Here is a 17,431-nt window from a genome sequence, read left to right on the forward strand (position 1 = left end):
TTTTCAATCCTGGGAAAGTTCGCTCGCGTGCCACGAGCTCAGCGCCACTTTGGTGAGCCAGGCCATCAGCACGAACAGCGCGACGCCGGTCAGCGAAATGAGCAGCAGGGCCGCGAACATGCGCGGAATGTTCAGCTGAAAGCCTGCCTGGAGAATCTGATACGCCAGCCCCGCGCCCGAGCCACCGGTGCCGGCGACGAACTCGGCCACCACCGCGCCGATCAGAGCCAGGCCGCTCGAGATGCGCAGCCCTCCGAAAAAGTAGGGCAGCGCGCTGGGGATGCGCAGCCGCACCAGCTGTTGCCAGCGCGTGGCGCGGTTGAGCTTGAAGTAGCTCTGCAGGTCGGGGTCGATGCTGCGCAAGCCGAGCGTGGTGTTGCTGATGATCGGAAACAGCGCCACCAGCGCGGCGCACACCGTCATCGCCGCCACCGGGTTCTTCACCCAGATGATGATGAGCGGCGCCACCGCGACGATGGGCGTGACCTGCAGCAGCACCGCATATGGAAAGAGCGCCGTCTCGATGCGCTTGCTCTGCACGAACAGGAACGAGATCAGCACCCCCGCGACCGTGGCCAGCGCGAACGACAGCAGCGTGATCTTGAGCGTGACCAAGAGCGCATTGCCGAGCGGCACCCAGTCGGTGACGAGCGTCTGCACCATGAGGAAGGGCGACGGCACCAGGTAGGGCGGCAGCTCCATTGCGACCACCATCCACTGCCACAGCGCGACCAGCACCACGCCGATGAGCACGGGGTAGAGCACGCGCTGCACACGCGGTTGGCTCAGAAGGGGCAGGCTCTTCTTCATTGCGCGTGCTCCTCGTCGCCTTGGCTCGCGCGCAGCAGGCTGTCTTGCAAGCGCTTGGCATGGCGCGCGAATTCCGGCGTCACCATGAAGTCGGGTGTGCGCGGATAGGGCTCGTCGATGTGGAACTGCTCCACCACCCGACCCGGCCGCGCGGCCATCATCACCACGCGCGTCGAGAGGAACACCGCCTCATGGATCGAATGCGTCACGAAGATCACCGTGAGCTTCTTCTTGCGCCACAGGTCGAGCAGATCGGCGTCGAGCTTGTGGCGCGTGATCTCGTCGAGCGCGCCGAAGGGCTCGTCCATCAGCAGCAGATCGGGCTGGGTCACCAGTCCGCGCGCAATCGACACGCGCATCTGCATGCCGCCCGAAAGCGCGCGCGGCAGGGCCTCGGCAAACTTCTCCAGTCCCACCAGCGCAAGCGATTCCATCACCCGTGCGTCGGCCTCCTTGCGCGGCACACCGGCGAGGTCGAGCGGCAGCCGCACGTTGGTGCGTACGCTCGCCCACGGCATCAACGTGGCCGACTGGAACACGAAGGAGAGCTTGTGCGGGCAGCTGTGGATCTCGGCGACCGGCTTGCGCCACACAAGCAGGCGCCCGTCGCTCGGCTCGAGCATGCCCGCCACCATCTTGAGCAGCGTGCTCTTGCCACAGCCCGAGGGCCCGAGCAGTGTGACGAACTCGCCTTCGGCAATCGAAAGATCCACCGGCAACAGCGCCTGCGTGCCATTGGGATAGGTCTTCTCGGCCGAGAGCACTTCTACCGCGGGCACGGCAGGCGCCATGGGCGGGGCGAGGGTGTGGGGCTCGATGCGATTCATGGCGCGAGACTCAGGGCAGGACCTTGGCGTCCTTGACGAACTCCGTGGTGTAGGTCTTCGCGAGCTCCACCTTGGCCGGGTCGAGCAGCTTGGCGCTCACCAGAAAGTCGTAGCTCGCCTTCGAACGTGCGTCGGTGATCACGCCGATGCCGAGCTTGGCCGCGTCGCCGCCGGTGACCATGCCCATTTCCTTCAGCTTGGCCACGCTGTAGGCCAGCTGGTCGTCGGTCATGTTCGGGTTGTCCTTCTTGATCAGCGCGTTGGCGGGCGCCGGGTCGGCGAGGTAGCTCTTCCAGCCCTCGGCCGAAGCTTTCACGAAGGCTTCCACCTGCTTGCTGCGCTCCTTCACGGTCTTCTCCATGCACGACACCGTGGTGGCGTACGCCGGAAAGCCGTGGTCGCTGAACATCAGCACGGTGCTCTTCACGCCGGCCTTCTGGATGGCGTAGGGCTCCGAGGTCAGGTAGCCCTGCTGCGCGGTGTTCTTGTCGGCCACGAAGGGCTGGATGTTGAAGGTGTAGGGCCGCGTCTGCTCATCGGTAAGGCCGAACTTGGCCTTGAGCCATGGCCAGTAACCGCGGTTGGCTTGCGCGCCGATCAGCAGCGTCTTGCCCTTCAGGTCTTCGAATTTCTTGACGTCGTCGTGCGCGATCAAAACCTGCGGGTCTTTCTGGAAGAAGGCCGCCACGTTGACCACCGGCACGCCGCCTTCGCGCACCTGCATCATCTGGATGTCGCTCGAACCCATGATGCAGTCGGCTTGGCCCGCGGCCATCATCTGCGTGATGTTGACTTGCGGGCCGCCCATCTTGATGGTCACGTCGAGCCCGTACTTCTTGTAGATGCCCTGCGCCACCGCCTGGTAGAAGCCGCCGTGCTCGGCCTGCGCATACCAGTTGGTCATGTAGGTGAACTTGTCTTGAGCCTGCGCCGGAGCAGCGGCGGCGAACAGTGCGAGCGCGGCGGCGCCGGCCATGGAAAGAGCGAAAGAACGCATGGTGGGAACCTCTCGAGGCTGGTGGAAGAACAGTTGAAAAAAGCGGATGGACCGATGCAAGTAGCGCGCCTCAGGCGGGCTCGAACGACTGCTGGATGAAGCCTTGCTGGTGGCCGCGCTCCCAGGTGGCTTCCTCGCGCACCACCCAGCGCAGCGCGTGCAGTTCGGTCAGCGCCTGCACCCAGCTGTCGGAAAGCGTGTCCAGGATCTCTTCGCCCTGCTCGCGCGTGGCGCTGGTCGGGTCGCCGATCACGCCGCTCGGGCCGAAGTCGCGCGCGGTCCATGCGCAGGCTGGGCGGCCGTCGGCCGACAGCAGCTTGATCGGGAACGGCGGCGGAAAGTTGGCGGCCGCGCGCTCCATGTGCACGGTGTCAGGCGCCAGCGCGAGCATCAGCGCGGTTTCGGAATGGCCGGCGTGCATCGACAGGCGCTTTTCCTGCTCGCTGATCTGCTTGCTCGATGCATTCGGCAGGCGCGACACGCCGTGCGGCACCACCACGAAGTCGCCGTGCCGGAGGCGCAGTTCGCGCGCCGCCATCTCCAGCACCTGCGGCTGGCCGCCGTGGCCATTGGCAAAGAGCAGCTTGCGAAAGCCCGCGCGGTAGACCGATTCGCCGATTTCGGTCACGGTCGACAAGAGGGTGGTGCCGGTCAGCGTCATGGTGCCCGGAAAGTGCAGGTGCTCTTCCGACTTGCCATAGGTGATGGTCGGCAGTGCGAAGGCGCGCACGTCGGCCGGCAGCTTTTCGAGTGCCTTGCCCATCACACCCGAGGCGATCACGCTGTCGACCGAGCAGGGCAGGTGCGGGCCGTGCTGCTCGATGGCGCCGCAGGGCAGCACGATGACCGTGTTCTCGCGGTCGGGCAGCGCGGCGATTTCGGTCCAGCTCAGGTAGGGCAGGAAGCGGTGGGGCGGAATGTAGCCGTGGAGCATGGGGTGTCCTTGTGCGTTAGCGGGGAAGAAAGGGCGTCGCATCGCCGTGTGTCACGCGGCCTTCGCGCAGCACCACGCGGGTGGCGGAGCGCGAGGGCCAGCCATGGCGATCGGCCTGCGTGAACAGCACCAGGTCGGCCTTGGCACCGACCAGCGTGGGCGCCGCCGTGGCGGGAGCGCGCTGCAGCCAGTCGCCGCGGCACAGCGCCTGCGACCAGTCGTCGAAAGGCTCGTCGAGCTGCGCCACCAGCGCGGCAGTGCCCAACGCCTCGACGGGGTCGAAGCTGCCGAGCCGGCAGAACGGGTCCTGCACGTTGTCGCTCGCGAACAGCAGCGGAATGCCGCGATCGCGCGCTTCCTTCACCAGCGTGATTCCGCGCAGACGGGGGGTGCGGCCCGTCACCGCGTCCTGCAGCAGCAGGTTGGTGGCGGGCAGCGACACCACGGTGATCGGCGCGCGCGCCACCGCGTCGAGCGTGGCAAAGGCCTGGGCTTCGGGCTGTGCAGCCAGCGCGCAGATGTGGCCACAGACCACGCGGCCTTCGAAGCCGATCTCGTGCAGGATGCGGGCGGTGGTCTGCAAGCCGACCGCCGCCGGGTTCAGTTCTTCATCGACGTGCAGGTCGACATCCAGGTCGCAGGCCTGCGCCGACACCAGCAGGTTGCGCAGCGCGTTCTCGCTCCAGTTGGTGGAGTGCACGAAGCCGCCCAGCACTGCTTGTGGCCCCGTGGCCTTTACCTGCTGCGCGAGCCGCATGGCCTGCGCTGCGTCTTCGAACAGCGGCAGCTTGATCAGGCTGACCTGCTCCAGCCGCACCTTGCCGACCCATTCCTGCGCCAGTTCGGCCATCACCGGCCAGGCCAGCGGCACCGTATCGGGCTCCCACCAGTCGACATGGGTGCGCACATGCGTGGTGCCGCATTCCCAGGCCCACTGCAGGCCGCGCGAGGCGCGCTCGTGCACGTCGCCGGCGCTCCAGTGCACGCGGTCGTTCAGCATCGCGTCGATGGCGCCGAGCAGGCCGGGCTGCACCTGTTTCATGCGCGGCAGCGTGAACGCCTTGTCGAGGTGCGTGTGCGCGTCGACGAAGCCGGGCAGTACGAGCGTGCCGGCCAAGTCCCAGCCGTCGGCCGGAAGCGCGGCATCGTCGGTGGACGCGGGCCGCACCGATTGCACGCGGCCGCCTTCGAGTGCGATGTGCGCGAGTACCGGCGCGCCATCGCGCTGCGGCCAGTCCAAAGGCAGCAGCCAACGCGGCAGGCGGGCGTTGCCGAGCAGTGAAGGCGCCATCATGCGAAGCGCGCCATTGCGGTGCCCACCCGCGCCATGAAGCGCTTGAGTTGGGGCTCGGTCGCCACGTTCATGTGATAGTGGGCGTGGTAGTCCACGCGGGCGCGCCGGCCTGTGAGCCGCAGCATGTAGCGTGTGACGATCTTGCGCGGCGGATCTCCCATGTACCAGGCCATCCAGCGCGGCCGGCCATAGGTGACCACGGCGCTGATGCGCTTGATGTGCGTGAGCATCGGCTTCACGTTGGCGGGGTCGCTGATGTCGAAGGCCACACCCGGCATGAAGAGCCGATCGAAGTAGCCCTTCAGCATCGCGGGCAGGCCGAAGCACCAGGTCGGAAAGCAGAAAACGATGCCCTCGGCCCACTGCAGCCGCTCCACATAAGGCTTGAGCGCCAATTGGTTGTCCGGCACGTCGTGGTAGCCGAGCCGCTCCTCGCGGGAGAGCACCGGATTGAAGCCTTCCGCGTACAGGTCGCAGTCGTCCACCTCGTGCCCGGCCCCGCGCAGGTTCTTCAGAACTTCCTGGTGCAGTGCCGCATGGAAGCTGGTTTCGACCGGATGGCAGTAGACGACGAGCACGCGCATGGTATTTGACCGATTAATCAGAGCAAGTGGTCAGGTTATGCAAGCGACGTGCCAGTCCGGATGCACCGGAGTGGGGATCGGCTGGAGTCGGGCGGTTCCACGCGTCGGCCTCCATAGAAGATTCGCGCATGTCGAAACACGGACTCGTTCGTTGGGCGCAGCCACACGCACCCAGAGAATCGGCGGCCTCCGGCCTTGCCGGTTCCAGCGACACGAACAGGAGATTCCCACCGATGAGCGACAACGCCCTCACGACGCCCTTCGATACGAGCTTTGGCGACCTGCGCATCCGCCGCGTCTCGGGCCACATCGGCGGCGAGGTGCAGAACCTGAAGCTGTCCGCCGACCTGCCGCGGGAAGTGATCGAGCAGTTCAACGCAGCGCTGGTGAAGCACAAGGTGCTGTTCTTCCGCGGGCAGGACCATCTCGACGACGCCGCGCACCAGGCGTTCGGCGCGCGCTTCGGCCGCACGGTGGCGCACCCCACGGTGCCGTCGCCCACGGGCACCAGGCTGTTCGAGCTCGACGCCTCCAAGGGAGGCGGGCGCGCCGATTCGTGGCATACCGACGTGACCTTCGTCGATGCGTTTCCCAAGATATCCATCTTGCGCGGCGTGAAGATTCCCGCCTATGGCGGCGACACCGTCTGGGCCAACACCGCTCTGGCCTACGAGCGCCTTCCCGTGCAACTGAAGCAACTGGCCGACCAGCTCTGGGCCGTGCACAGCAATGACTACGACTACGGCGCCGACCGCGTGCAGGTGGAGGAAGAACGCCTGCGCCACCACCGCAATGTGTTCGTCTCGGCGGTGTACGAGGCCGAGCATCCGGTGGTGCACGTGCACCCGGTCTCCGGCGAGCGCGCGCTGCTGCTCGGGCATTTCGTGAAGAAGCTGGTGGGGCTGTCGAGCAGCGAGTCGGCGCGCATCTTCGAGCTGCTGCAGAACCGCGTGACCCGCCTGGAGAACACGGTGCGCTGGAGCTGGCAGCAGGACGACGTGGCGATCTGGGACAACCGCGCCACGCAGCACTTCGCGATCAACGACTACGGCAACCAGCCGCGCCTGGTGCGGCGCGTGACGGTGCATGGCGAAGCCGCCGTTGCCATCGACGGGCAACGCAGCAGGACGCGCAGCCGGCCCGAAGCCACGAACGATGCGCGCATCGACGAAGTCATTGCCGCGACCCGGCCCGGGTCGTCGGCGGCATCTACGACTTGGCAACCGGCCGCGTGAACCTCGTCTGACCTGCCCCGGGGCGGTCGGCTACGGCCTGTTGATCCCGCAGCCGCCCAGCACGAACGCCACCAGTTCGCGCGCAATCGGCTCGCGGTCGATGGGTGCGTCGGGCGGCAGGCCGAGCATCACGCGGGTCTGTATCGCATAGTCGGCGTAGCTCTGGGTCATGGCCCAGATGTGCATCAGGAGCAGGCGCGCGTCCAGCGGGCGCATCTGCCCGCGCGCGATCCAGCCGTTGATGACGTCGACCTTCTTCTGCGTCCAGGCCCGCGCATTGGGCCAATAGCGGTCGAGGTTGCGGCCGCCGTCGAGCACCTCGCGGGTGAAGATGCGCGAGATCTCGGGGTTGTCGAAGGCGTGGTCGAGCTTTTTTCGGATGTAGTCGCCCAGCACCGTGGCCGGGTCGCTGGCGTCCTCGAACGAGAACACCACCTTCCAGGCATGCAGCACCTGCATCAGCAGCTCCTCGTAGAGCTCTTCCTTGCCGGCGATGTAGTAGTGCAGTTGGGGCTTGGTCAGGCCGGCGCGCGCGGCAATGGCCTGGGTGGAGGTGCCCTTCAGGCCATGCAGGCTGAACTCGGTGACCGCCGCCGATCGGATGGCGGCCATGATGCGCTCGCGGCCCGGCCGGGCGCGCGACAGCGGGCCGTCGGGGGCGGGCATTTCCTGGGCGGTTGTCGGGGGAAGGGCGGTGGGGTTGGCGTTCATTGCATGGGGATTTGCGGCGGTGCGCGAACCGATGGTAATCCTTGGCGCATCACCGCATGCCATGCCGGCATGGAAGACCAAGGCATGCGGGCATGGTTCATGTATCTTCTCGCCGCTTCCAGAAATTCGTTCAAGACAAAGGAGTTCCTTCATGTACCTTTCTCCCCGTTTCAGGGCCTTCGCGGCCGGTGCCGCACTGCTCGCGGCCAGCGCCCTCGCGCAAGCCCAGCAGGCATTGCCCAATGTGGTGATCCTGGCCACCGGCGGCACCATTGCGGGGGCAGGCGCCTCGGCCGTCAACAGTGCCACCTATGCGGCCGCCAAGGTCGGCGTGGACAAGCTGATTGCCGGCCTGCCTGAGCTTTCGAAGATCGCCAACGTGCGCGGCGAGCAGGTGTTCCAGGTGGCTTCCGAAAGCCTCACCAACGACAACCTGCTGACGCTTGCCAAGCGCGTGTCCGCGCTGTCGAAGCAAGCCGACGTGGACGGCATCGTCATCACGCACGGCACCGATACGCTGGAAGAAACCGCGTACTTCCTGACGCTCACCGTGCGCACCAACAAGCCGATCGTCGTGGTCGGCTCCATGCGCCCGGGCACGGCCCTCTCGGCCGACGGCGCGCTCAACCTGTATGACGCGGTCAGCGTGGCAGGCAGCAAGGATGCCGCCGGCAAGGGCGTGCTCGTGACGATGAACGACAACATCGACAGCGGCCGCGACGTGAGCAAGAACGTCAACGTCAAGACCAGCGCCTTCTCGAGCCAGTGGGGCCCGCTCGGCATGGTGGTCGAAGGCAAGAACTACTGGTTCCGCGCACCGGTCAAGCGCCACACCATGGCTTCGGAATTCGACATCGACGCGATCAATGCGCTGCCGCCGGTCGAGATCGCGATGGGCTACGAGGGCGTTTCGTCCATCGCCATCGACGCGTTCGCCAAGAGCGGCATCAAGGCGATCATCCACGGCGGCACCGGCAATGGCTCGGTGGCCAACCGCATCGTGCCGAACCTGCAAAAGGCGCGCACCGACGGCGCGATCATCATTCGCAGCTCGCGCGTGGCCGACGGCTTCGTGATCCGCAATGCCGAGCAGCCCGACGACAAGTACGACTGGGTGGTTGCGCACGACCTGCGTCCGCAGAAGGCGCGCATCCTGGCGATGGTGGCCCTGACGAAGACCAGCGACACGAAAGAACTCCAGCGCATCTTCTGGGAGTATTGACCCACCCCCGAAGCGGCTCACTTCGTGTAGCCGCCTCCCCCTCAAGGGGGCAACACCAGCGGCCCGGCAAAGCCGGTTCCGCGGTGTTCCTGGCGAAGACCTCCCCGATCGATACCGCTCAGGGACGGCTGCGCCGCCGCTTGCGGTGCCGCGCGTATTCGAGGCTGCTCACGCACACGAGCAGCCAGGCGAGCCCGGTCAGCAGGCCGGCCGCCACGTCGCTTGCGAAATGCACCTGCAAGAAGACGCGGCTGCACGCGATGGTGACGATGGCGGCCGCAGCCGCCATGGCCGCCGGCACATGCCAGCGCGCGGGCAACAGGCGCAGCGCCAAGTACATCAGCATGCCGTAGCTCACGATCGCGCCCGCGCTGTGGCCGCTCGGAAAGCTGAAGCTCGTTTCAAGCGCCAGGCCATGGTCGTGCAGCGGCCGCGCCCGCGCAAAGATGCGCTTGAGGGCGGGGTTCAGCAGCACGATGCCTCCGAGCGCCATCATCCAGCCCAGCGCCAGGCCATGATGTGCCTTGCGCCACAGCAGCAAGGCCACGATCAGGCATACCGGCGCAAGCAGTTCGGCGTCGCCCAGATGCGTGAGCCAGCTGAAAACCACGAGGGCCGCCCAGGGCACATGGTCGCCGATGGCGTCGGCCAGCGCCTGGTCGGCCAGGCCGAGCAAGCGTCCGTCGCCGAGCTTCGATGCGATGTACGCCACGAGGCTCGCCGCCCCGAGGATCGCCAAAAAACCCATGGCCAGCGCGGCCGCGAGCCGCGGTTCTTCCGGTTCGCCGGTCGGCAAGGTCCGGGTGCGGCGCTGCTGCCACGCGCGGCAGACCGAACCGGCGCCGAGCACCGAGAGTGCAAGAACGCCCGTAAACCAGGCAAGGGAGTGCTCGCCGAGCTGGCGTGCAAGAAGTACGAGGGCAGGGGCTTCCGTGAACATGCGGCGCACCCTAAGCGGGTGCCGCGGCGCTGGCAAGCGGGAGTTGCAATACTTTGGCGCACACGAAGGCCTTGTCCGCGGCTGAATGGTCCCAGCGCTCCGCCTGGCAGGCGCGGCCGTCGTCGGCTTCACCCAGCCGCAGCACGTTCACCGAATTGGGATGCCCCGCGCGCAGGCGCGACGACACCGCCGTGCCGGCCTGCACCGCCCACGTCGTGCGCGGGCAGCCGGCGTAGGCGTCGTGCAGCGAGCGTACGAACGGCAGGTGGATGTGCCCGCCGAGGATCAGGTCGGCGCCGGCCGCGCACCAGCTCGCGACGGCGGCTTCGCGCCCGTGCAGCCGGTTCTGCATGTCTTCCTGCCGCGTCACCATCACCGGCTGGTGCGTGACCACCACGCGCAATTGGTCGGGCGAAGCGGCCGCCAGCCTGTGCGCCACCCGCTCGATCTGCGCAGCAGAGACCTCGCCGTCCGCATGCCGGTACCAGCGCGTGGTGTTGACCGCGACCACCAGCCATTCGGCGGATTCGAACACCGGCTCCAGGTCGGCCCCGAAAGCGCCGGCGTATCTTTCATACGGCGCGAACAGCCGCGCCCCCAGCTGAAAAAGCGGGATGTCGTGGTTGCCCGGTATGGCAATCACCGCCGGTGCGTCCAGCCGGTCGACGAAGGCGCGCGCCGCCGCAAATTGCGCGCGCGTGCCGCGCTGGGTGATGTCGCCGGAGAGCACGACCACCTGCGGCGACAAGGAGCGTGCGAGCCGCTCGAGCGCATCCATCACCTCGGGCTGTTCGGTGCCGAAATGCGTGTCGGAGATCTGAAGCAGGCAGCTCATTCCTTGGCGGCCTCCAGTTCGGGCGCGGCGTCGGGCCGCACCAGCCATAGTGGCTCGGGCGAGACGCGGAACAGCAGCGGCATCTCGGCCCATGCGATCTCGCCGTCGGTGGCCACCTTGACGCGGCGCGGGCCGTGCGAGCGGCTGGCTTTCACTGTCATCGATTCGAACGGAAAGCTCAATACCTCGTCGGCGCTGCCGAGCCGGCCCAAGGCACCGCGCACCAGCAGGCCCGGCATCGCAAGCACTCCCACGGGTTTCAGCGCCACGGCCGCCAGCTGCCCGTTTTCAGGCGCATCGGCGTGTTCGATGCCGACTTGCAGCAACTGCAACGGGTTGTTGCCGACGAACAGCGTCGGCGTGCGCAGGTCGCGCTCCTGGCCGCGCCAGGCCATGCGCAGGTTCCAGTGCCGGTGGCCGCGCATCACGGTGAGAAGACCGGCGGAGAACGCGATCCAGCGGCTGCGCCCATAGCGCGCCTTGTAGCTTTCGCGGTCTTCCAGCAGCTCGGCGTACAGGCCCATGCTGGCGTTCACCAGAAAGATGCGGTCATTGACCAGCCCCACCTGCGCCGAACGGGGTTGCTCTGTCAGCAGTACCTCCAGCGCCTCGGCCGTGTCGCGCGGGATGCCGTGGGTGCGGGCAAAGTAATTGAACGTGCCTTGCGGTAGCACGCCAAAGGCCAGCCCGCTGCCGAGCGTGGCCTGCGCCACCGCGTTGACGGTGCCGTCGCCGCCCGCGGCCACCACCACCCCGCCCACGGCGCGGGCGCGCTCGACCGCCTCGCGCGCGAGCGCCTGTACCGTCGCGCGTTCGTCGACCACGAAGATGCGGTGCCGCCGGCCGGCCGCGGCGCAGCCCTCTTCGACGATCCGTCGGGTTGCGGCGGCGTCCGCGCTGCCGGAGCCGCCATTGAGGACGATGAATATCGGGGAACTCGGGCCGATGAGGGGGGCTGGCATGTGCAAGTGAAGCGGAAAGAGGCGGGTCCCGCGGCTCGTGCAAGCCGAGGGGTGGGTAGGCGAATGAAGCTCGGGGAAAGGCAGCTGCGAGGCGATCGCGCGCAACCGGTAGCCCGTTATCTCACGCCCCTCGCCGCCGCGCCGGCGGCCGGCATCCCGGCCGGCTGTGGGAGAGTTGCCCTCCGACCGTAAAATCGTCTGCTTTCGCGGTGCTTCGCCGCGCTACCGTCCAACGCCCGGTCACGCCGGCCAGCTTCATGTTGACCTTCCAGCAAATCATTCTCAAACTGCAGTCGTACTGGGCCGACAAGGGCTGTGCGCTGCTGCAACCGTACGACATGGAAGTGGGCGCAGGCACCTCGCACACCGCCACCTTCCTGCGCGCGCTCGGCCCCGAGCCGTGGAAGGCCGCCTACGTGCAGCCCAGCCGCCGCCCCAAGGACGGCCGCTACGGCGAGAACCCGAACCGGCTGCAGCACTACTACCAATACCAGGTGGTGCTCAAGCCGGCGCCCAGCAACATCCTGGAGCTGTACCTCGGCAGCCTGGAGGCGCTGGGCTTCGACCTGAAGAAGAACGACATCCGCTTCGTCGAGGACGATTGGGAAAATCCGACGCTCGGCGCCTGGGGCCTGGGCTGGGAGGTCTGGCTCAACGGCATGGAGGTGACGCAGTTCACCTATTTCCAGCAGGTGGGCGGCATCGACTGCAAGCCCATCACCGGCGAGATCACCTACGGCCTGGAACGCCTGGCCATGTACTTGCAGGGCGTGGACAACGTCTACAACCTCACGTGGACCGAAGGCCTGAGCTACGGCGATGTGTACAAGCAGAACGAGGTCGAGCAGTCGACTTACAACTTCGAACACAGCGACGCCGAATTCCTCTTCACCGCCTTCAATGCGCACGAAAAGCAGGCCAAGCACCTCATGACCGAACAGCTGGCGCTGCCGGCCTACGAGCAGGTGCTCAAGGCCGCGCACAGTTTCAACCTGCTCGACGCCCGCGGCGCCATCAGCGTGACCGAGCGCGCGGCCTATATCGGCCGCATCCGCAACCTCGCGCGCAGCGTGGCGCAGAGCTACTACGAGAGCCGCGAGCGGCTCGGTTTCCCGATGGCACCGCGCGAGTGGGTCGCACAAATCACGAAGAAGGCAGCCTGAGCGATGACGAGCGTGCAAAAGAACCTGTTGGTCGAACTCTTCGTGGAAGAGCTGCCGCCCAAGGCCCTGAAGAAACTCGGTGAAGCCTTTGCCAACGGCCTGCGCGACCAGCTCGTGGCCCAGGGGCTCGCCGAGCCTGCGTCCGTGCTGACCGCGTACGCATCGCCGCGCCGCCTGGCCGCGCACCTCACGCATGTGGCCGAGCGCGCTGCCGACAAGGCCGTGTCGCAAAAGCTCATGCCTGTCACCGTGGGGCTCGACGCTTCGGGCCAGCCCACGCCCGCGCTGCTCAAGCGGCTGGCCGCGCTGGGCGCCGACGCCTCGGTCGTGCCCGGCCTCAAACGCGCGCTGGACGGCAAGGCCGAAGCCCTGTTCTATGAAAGCACTGCCAAGGGCGCCACCCTGGCTGAAGGCCTGCAGAAGGCGCTGGCCGAAGCGATCGCCAAACTGCCGATTCCCAAGGTGATGAGCTACCAGCTCGAAAGCGGCTGCGAGCTGCCGGGCTGGAGCAGCGTGAGCTTCGTGCGCCCCGCGCACGGGCTGGTGGCGCTGCACGGCGACGGGGTGGTGCCGGTCGAGGCGCTGGGCCTTCATGCGGGCCGCGAGACCCACGGCCACCGTTTCGAAGCCGCCATCGACCCCGTGGTGCTGCGCGACGCCAACAGCTATGCGCTGCAGATGCAGGACGAGGGCGCCGTCCTCGCGAGTTTCGAGGCCCGCCGCACCGAGATTGCGCGCCAGCTTGCGGCCGCGGCCGTGCGCGCCGGCGGCGGCACCGTGCCCATCCACGACGACGCGCTGCTCGACGAAGTGACGGCGCTGGTCGAACGGCCCAACGTGCTGGTCTGCAGCTTCGAGCGCGAGTTTCTCGAAGTGCCGCAGGAGTGCCTCATCCTCACGATGAAGGCCAACCAGAAGTACTTTCCGCTGCTCGATTCATCGAGCAAGCTCACCAACAAGTTCCTGGTCGTCAGCAATATCAGCCCCGAGGATGCGAGCGCGGTGGTCGGCGGCAACGAGCGCGTGGTGCGCCCGCGCCTGGCCGACGCCAAGTTCTTCTTCGACCAGGACCGCAAGAAATCGCTGGCTTCGCGCGTCGAATCGCTGGGCAAGGTGGTCTATCACAACAAGCTCGGCACCCAAGGCGAGCGCGTGGAACGCGTGATGCGCATTGCGCGTGCCATTGCGGCGCCGTTGGGGGATGCCACGCTCACCGCGCACGCCGTGCAGGCGGCACAGCTGGCCAAGGCCGATTTGGTGACCGACATGGTGGGCGAGTTCCCCGAGCTGCAGGGCACCATGGGCCGCTACTACGCGCTGCACGACGGCCTGTCCGCCGAAGTGGCCGACGCCATCGAGGACCACTACAAGCCGCGCTTTGCCGGCGACGACCTGCCGCGCCACAAGGTCGGCATCGTGGTCGCGCTGGCCGACAAACTCGAAACACTGGTCGGCATGTTCGGCATCGGCAACCTGCCCACCGGCGACCGCGACCCGTTCGCGCTGCGCCGCCATGCGCTCGGCGTGATCCGCATGCTGATCGAGAAAGACCTGCCGCTGAAACTGGACGCGCTGCTGCAGGACGCTGCCGCGCAGTTCAAGGACATCGACGGCTTCGACACCGGCAAGGCCACCGCCGAGCTGCAGGACTTCATTCTCGACCGCCTCGCCGGCAGCCTGCGCGAGCAGGGCGCCAGCGCGCAAGAGGTTGACGCCGTGCTGGCGCCGCGACCGCAGCGCCTGGGCGAAGTGCCCAAGCTGCTGGCGGCCGTACGCGCCTTTGCCGCACTGCCCGCCGCGGCGGCGCTGGCCGCTGCCAACAAGCGCATCGGCAACATCCTCAAGAAGGCGCCCGAAGCCGATGCTCACGTAAGCGAACTGCTGCTGCACGAGCCGGCCGAGAAGGCGCTGCACGCCGCCATGGCCGAAGTCGTGCCCGCCGCCAATGCGCAGTTCGATGCCGGCGACTACACCGCTTCGCTGCAGACGTTGGCCGCGCTGCGCGAGCCGGTCGATGCCTTCTTCGACGGCGTGATGGTCAATGCCGAACAGGCCGACCTTCGCCTCAACCGGCTGGGCTTGCTGATGTCGTTGCACGTCGCGATGAACCGCGTGGCGCAACTCGAACGGTTGGCAGCCTGAAGCGAAGCACGGGCTTTTTTGCCAACGCCATGAAACTCGTCATCCTCGACCGCAACGGCACGATCAACGTGCACCGCGAAGATTTCGTCAAGAGCGACATCGAGTGGACGCCGCTGCCCGGCGCGCTCGAGGCCGTGGCCAAGCTCAACCATGCCGGGTGGCACGTGGTGGTCGCCTCCAACCAGTCGGGCCTGGGACGCGGCCTGTTCGACATGGCGTCGCTCAATGCCATGCACGCCAAGATGCACAAGATGCTCGCGGCTGTGGGCGGGCGGGTCGATGCGGTCTTCTATTGCCCGCACAGCCCCGACGAAGGCTGCGATTGCCGCAAGCCCGCACCAGGCCTGTTCCGCCAGATCGGCGACCGCTACGGCATCGATTTGAAAGACGTGCCCACCGCGGGCGACAGCCTGCGCGACCTGCAGGCCGGCGCGGCCGCCGGCTGCGAGCCGCACCTGCTGCTCACCGGCATGGGCGCGGCGTGCCGCGGCATCGATCCGCTGCCGCCCGAATATCCGGCGAACACCATGGTTCACGAGAGCCTGGCCGCCTTTGTTGAATTCTTGCTTGCGCGCGAAGCGCAGGCCGCACTGCAGGTGGCTGTCTGATGGCGTTTATCCGTTCCGTGCTCCATGCCCTTTGGATGCTCGTCACCGTGGTGCCCTGGGGCATCATCATGTGCGTCAGTTCGCTCTGGAAGCGCGGCATTCCGCTCTACTGGATGGCGGTGCAATGGCTCAGCTGGGCCATCGGCGGCGCGCGCGTGCTGCTGGGTATCCGCACCCGCGTGACGGGCATGGAAAACCTGCCCTCCGACAAGCTCGCAGGCGCGGTGCTGCTGGTCAAGCACCAGTCGACCTTCGAGACTTTTCTGATGCCCACGCTGATGCCGCATCCGCTGGCTTTCGTGTTCAAGAAAGAGCTGATCTACGTGCCTTTCTTCGGCTGGGCAATGGCCCGGCTCGACATGATCCACATCGACCGCAGCCAGCGCGCGCAGGCGTTCAACAAGGTCGTGAACCAGGGCCGCAAGCTGCTTGCCCAGGGCATCTGGATCATCATGTTTCCCGAAGGCACCCGCATTCCGCGCGGCCAGAAGGGCACCTACAAGAGCGGCGGCACGCGGCTCGCCTGCGAAACCGGCGTGCCGGTGATCCCGGTCGCCGTAACCTCGGCCAAGGTCTGGCCGCGCAAGGCTTTCATCAAGCGCCCCGGCGTGGTCGACGTGTCGATCGGCCCGGCCATTCCCAGCATTGGCCGCAAGCCCGATGAGCTGATGCGCGAAGTCGAAGCCTGGATCGAATCCGAGATGCGCCGGCTCGACCCCGAGGCCTACCGCGACAGCCCGCCGCTGCAGCTGCCGCAAGAAGCCCGCTGACGAACGACGAAAGACCCGACATGCGGGGGCTGCTTCAGTTCACGATGGACCTGTTCGAAGGTCTGGGCAACGAGTTTGCGCCGGCCAAGGCGCCTTCGCCGCGGTCCAAAAAGGTCAAGAAGAAGGCCGCACCACCCGTGCCTTCGCCCGCGGCGGCCAAGGAGTCGCAACAGCATGGGGCCCATGAAGATGCCGGTCCCACGCTTCCCGCCATTCCGCTGCGCGACACGCTGTCGCTTGCGAGCTTCGTGCACCCGCAGGCCACACGCGAAACGGTGCTGGGCTCGGCACGCGTGGCCTACGAGTTCAAGCGCGGCAAGCGCAAGACCATCGGATTCGTCGTCGGCGCCGAAGGCCTGTCGGTGCGCGCGCCCCGCTGGGTCACGCTGCGCGACGTGGATGCCGCCATCAAGGAAAAGTCCGACTGGATCCTGCGCAAGCTGCTCGAAACCCGGCAGCGCCACGCGCGCGTCGAGGCCACGCGCATCGAGTGGAAGGATGGCGCGCAATTTCCGTTCATGGGCGAACCGGTCGTGATCCGCCTCGATCCGAAGCATGGCTTTGCAAGCGTTGGCGGCACGCTCGATGCAAGCGACGCCGTTGGCGGGCCGCGCATCTTGCGTTTGGCCGTGGCGCAGAACGCCGAAGCTTCGCAGATCCGCGACGCCGCCCAGGCCTGGCTCATGCGACACGCGCGGCGGCTCTTTATAGAACGGCTCGACCACTTCGCGCCGCGGCTGGGCGTGCGCTGGCAGAAGCTGTCGCTGTCGAACGCCGCCACGCGATGGGGCAGTGCGAGCGTCGATGGATCGATACGGCTGAACTGGCGCCTGATCCACTTTCGCCTGCCGGTGATCGACTACGTGGTCGCGCACGAGCTCGCGCATCTGCGGGTAATGGACCACTCGCACCGGTTCTGGGAGACGGTGGAGAGCGTGGTGCCGGACTACGACCTGCTCCGGCAGCAGCTCAAGGATGAGGCTGTGCCTCGGTGGTCTTGAGGCTGCTGCTGCTGCTGCTGCTTGTTTAAGTTCCGAGGCCGGGACTCGCCCCGGCGGGCGACCTACTTTTCTTTGCTTCGCCAAAGAAACGTAGGCAAAAGAAAGGCGACCCCACTGTCTGCGACCCTTCGCTACGGGCAACCTGCGGTGCTCGGGTTTCGCGGGGTCTCGCAGAACTCGCTTCGCTCAAACAGCTGCGAGCCCTGATCCGCGAAACCCTGCGCTCCTCGGCGCATACAGAGGGGCGGGGGAATCACACGGGCCTTTGCTTCGCTCGGCCACCAGGCCATCGCAGGCGCGCAGCGCCTGCGATGGTTGGTACTGGGCTTCGGTATTGAGTTTGGCTGTTGGGGTTGGGGCCGAGCGGGAGCGAAGGCTGCCCGCTCCCACCCCTTC

17 protein-coding genes are annotated in these 17,431 nt (G+C 67.0%); 7 read left to right on the plus strand and 10 right to left on the minus strand.

Features of this window, described 5'->3' with window-relative positions:
• Positions 1–3 precede the first annotated feature (3 nt).
• The 6 genes from ASC78_RS25920 to ASC78_RS25945 form a co-directional block, all read right to left on the minus strand.
• The gene (locus ASC78_RS25920; protein WP_055808189.1) at positions 4–810 is read right to left on the minus strand and encodes an ABC transporter permease; all 807 of its coding nucleotides are present in this window, start codon (positions 808–810) and stop codon (positions 4–6) included.
• The gene (locus tag ASC78_RS25925; RefSeq protein WP_055808191.1) at positions 807–1,637 is read right to left on the minus strand and encodes an ABC transporter ATP-binding protein; all 831 of its coding nucleotides are present in this window, start codon (positions 1,635–1,637) and stop codon (positions 807–809) included. Before ASC78_RS25925 ends, ASC78_RS25920 begins: the two co-directional genes overlap by 4 nt.
• A 10-nt stretch (positions 1,638–1,647) precedes the next feature.
• Positions 1,648–2,634: an ABC transporter substrate-binding protein gene (locus tag ASC78_RS25930; protein WP_055808192.1), complete on the minus strand. Its 987-nt coding sequence runs from the start codon at positions 2,632–2,634 to the stop codon at positions 1,648–1,650.
• Between the two features lie 70 nt (positions 2,635–2,704).
• Positions 2,705–3,568: a creatininase family protein gene (locus tag ASC78_RS25935; RefSeq protein ID WP_055808194.1), complete on the minus strand. Its 864-nt coding sequence runs from the start codon at positions 3,566–3,568 to the stop codon at positions 2,705–2,707.
• A 16-nt stretch (positions 3,569–3,584) separates the two neighbouring features.
• Positions 3,585–4,862 carry an amidohydrolase family protein gene (locus ASC78_RS25940; RefSeq protein WP_055808196.1) on the minus strand — a complete coding sequence of 426 codons (1,278 nt, stop codon included), beginning with the start codon at positions 4,860–4,862 and terminating at the stop codon, positions 3,585–3,587.
• On the minus strand, positions 4,859–5,446 hold the full coding sequence (locus tag ASC78_RS25945; protein WP_055808198.1) for an NAD(P)H-dependent oxidoreductase: 588 nt from the start codon (positions 5,444–5,446) through the stop codon (positions 4,859–4,861). The genes ASC78_RS25940 and ASC78_RS25945 overlap by 4 nt, the downstream gene beginning before the upstream one ends.
• Before the next feature lie 233 nt (positions 5,447–5,679).
• Between ASC78_RS25945 and ASC78_RS25950 the strand changes: the two genes are divergently transcribed.
• A complete protein-coding gene (locus ASC78_RS25950; protein ID WP_055808201.1) occupies positions 5,680–6,681 on the plus strand; it encodes a TauD/TfdA dioxygenase family protein in 1,002 nt (333 codons plus the stop codon).
• Between the two features lie 30 nt (positions 6,682–6,711).
• Here the strand turns inward: ASC78_RS25950 and ASC78_RS25955 are convergent, their stop codons facing one another.
• A complete protein-coding gene (locus ASC78_RS25955; protein ID WP_200934368.1) occupies positions 6,712–7,392 on the minus strand; it encodes a TetR family transcriptional regulator C-terminal domain-containing protein in 681 nt (226 codons plus the stop codon).
• 151 nt (positions 7,393–7,543) lie between these two features.
• Here ASC78_RS25955 and ASC78_RS25960 point away from each other — a divergent pair, with 151 nt between their 5' ends.
• The gene (locus ASC78_RS25960) at positions 7,544–8,614 is read left to right on the plus strand and encodes an asparaginase (protein ID WP_055808205.1); all 1,071 of its coding nucleotides are present in this window, start codon (positions 7,544–7,546) and stop codon (positions 8,612–8,614) included.
• Positions 8,615–8,732: 118 nt separating this feature from the next.
• Here the strand turns inward: ASC78_RS25960 and ASC78_RS25965 are convergent, their stop codons facing one another.
• The 3 genes from ASC78_RS25965 to ASC78_RS25975 are packed head-to-tail and all read right to left on the minus strand — an operon-like array spanning position 8,733 to position 11,351.
• Complete coding sequence (locus ASC78_RS25965) at positions 8,733–9,554, minus strand: phosphatase PAP2 family protein (protein ID WP_055808464.1); 822 nt, start codon at positions 9,552–9,554, stop codon at positions 8,733–8,735.
• A 10-nt stretch (positions 9,555–9,564) separates the two neighbouring features.
• Positions 9,565–10,389 carry a metallophosphoesterase family protein gene (locus tag ASC78_RS25970; protein WP_055808207.1) on the minus strand — a complete coding sequence of 275 codons (825 nt, stop codon included), beginning with the start codon at positions 10,387–10,389 and terminating at the stop codon, positions 9,565–9,567.
• On the minus strand, positions 10,386–11,351 hold the full coding sequence (locus ASC78_RS25975; protein WP_055808209.1) for a diacylglycerol/lipid kinase family protein: 966 nt from the start codon (positions 11,349–11,351) through the stop codon (positions 10,386–10,388). Before ASC78_RS25975 ends, ASC78_RS25970 begins: the two co-directional genes overlap by 4 nt.
• A gap of 257 nt (positions 11,352–11,608) precedes the next feature.
• On the opposite strand from ASC78_RS25975, the gene glyQ reads away from it, so the two are divergent.
• Genes glyQ through ASC78_RS26000 form a run of 5 tightly spaced genes read left to right on the plus strand, consistent with a single transcriptional unit; the run spans position 11,609 to position 17,035 of the window.
• Entirely contained in the window at positions 11,609–12,514 is a 906-nt protein-coding gene (gene glyQ / locus ASC78_RS25980; RefSeq protein WP_055808465.1) for a glycine--tRNA ligase subunit alpha, read from the plus strand.
• Positions 12,515–12,517: 3 nt separating this feature from the next.
• Positions 12,518–14,656, plus strand: a complete 2,139-nt coding sequence (gene glyS / locus ASC78_RS25985) for a glycine--tRNA ligase subunit beta (protein WP_055808211.1) — start codon at positions 12,518–12,520, stop codon at positions 14,654–14,656.
• 29 nt (positions 14,657–14,685) lie between these two features.
• Positions 14,686–15,264, plus strand: a complete 579-nt coding sequence (gmhB, locus tag ASC78_RS25990; protein ID WP_055808213.1) for a D-glycero-beta-D-manno-heptose 1,7-bisphosphate 7-phosphatase — start codon at positions 14,686–14,688, stop codon at positions 15,262–15,264.
• Positions 15,264–16,034, plus strand: coding sequence for a lysophospholipid acyltransferase family protein (locus ASC78_RS25995; protein WP_055808215.1), 771 nt, complete (start codon positions 15,264–15,266; stop codon positions 16,032–16,034). Before gmhB ends, ASC78_RS25995 begins: the two co-directional genes overlap by 1 nt.
• A gap of 20 nt (positions 16,035–16,054) precedes the next feature.
• Entirely contained in the window at positions 16,055–17,035 is a 981-nt protein-coding gene (locus ASC78_RS26000) for a M48 family metallopeptidase (protein ID WP_443082745.1), read from the plus strand.
• The last annotated feature ends 396 nt before the right edge of the window (positions 17,036–17,431 follow it).

Source organism: Variovorax sp. Root318D1 (genome assembly GCF_001424835.1).
Lineage (GTDB): Bacteria > Pseudomonadota > Gammaproteobacteria > Burkholderiales > Burkholderiaceae_C > Variovorax.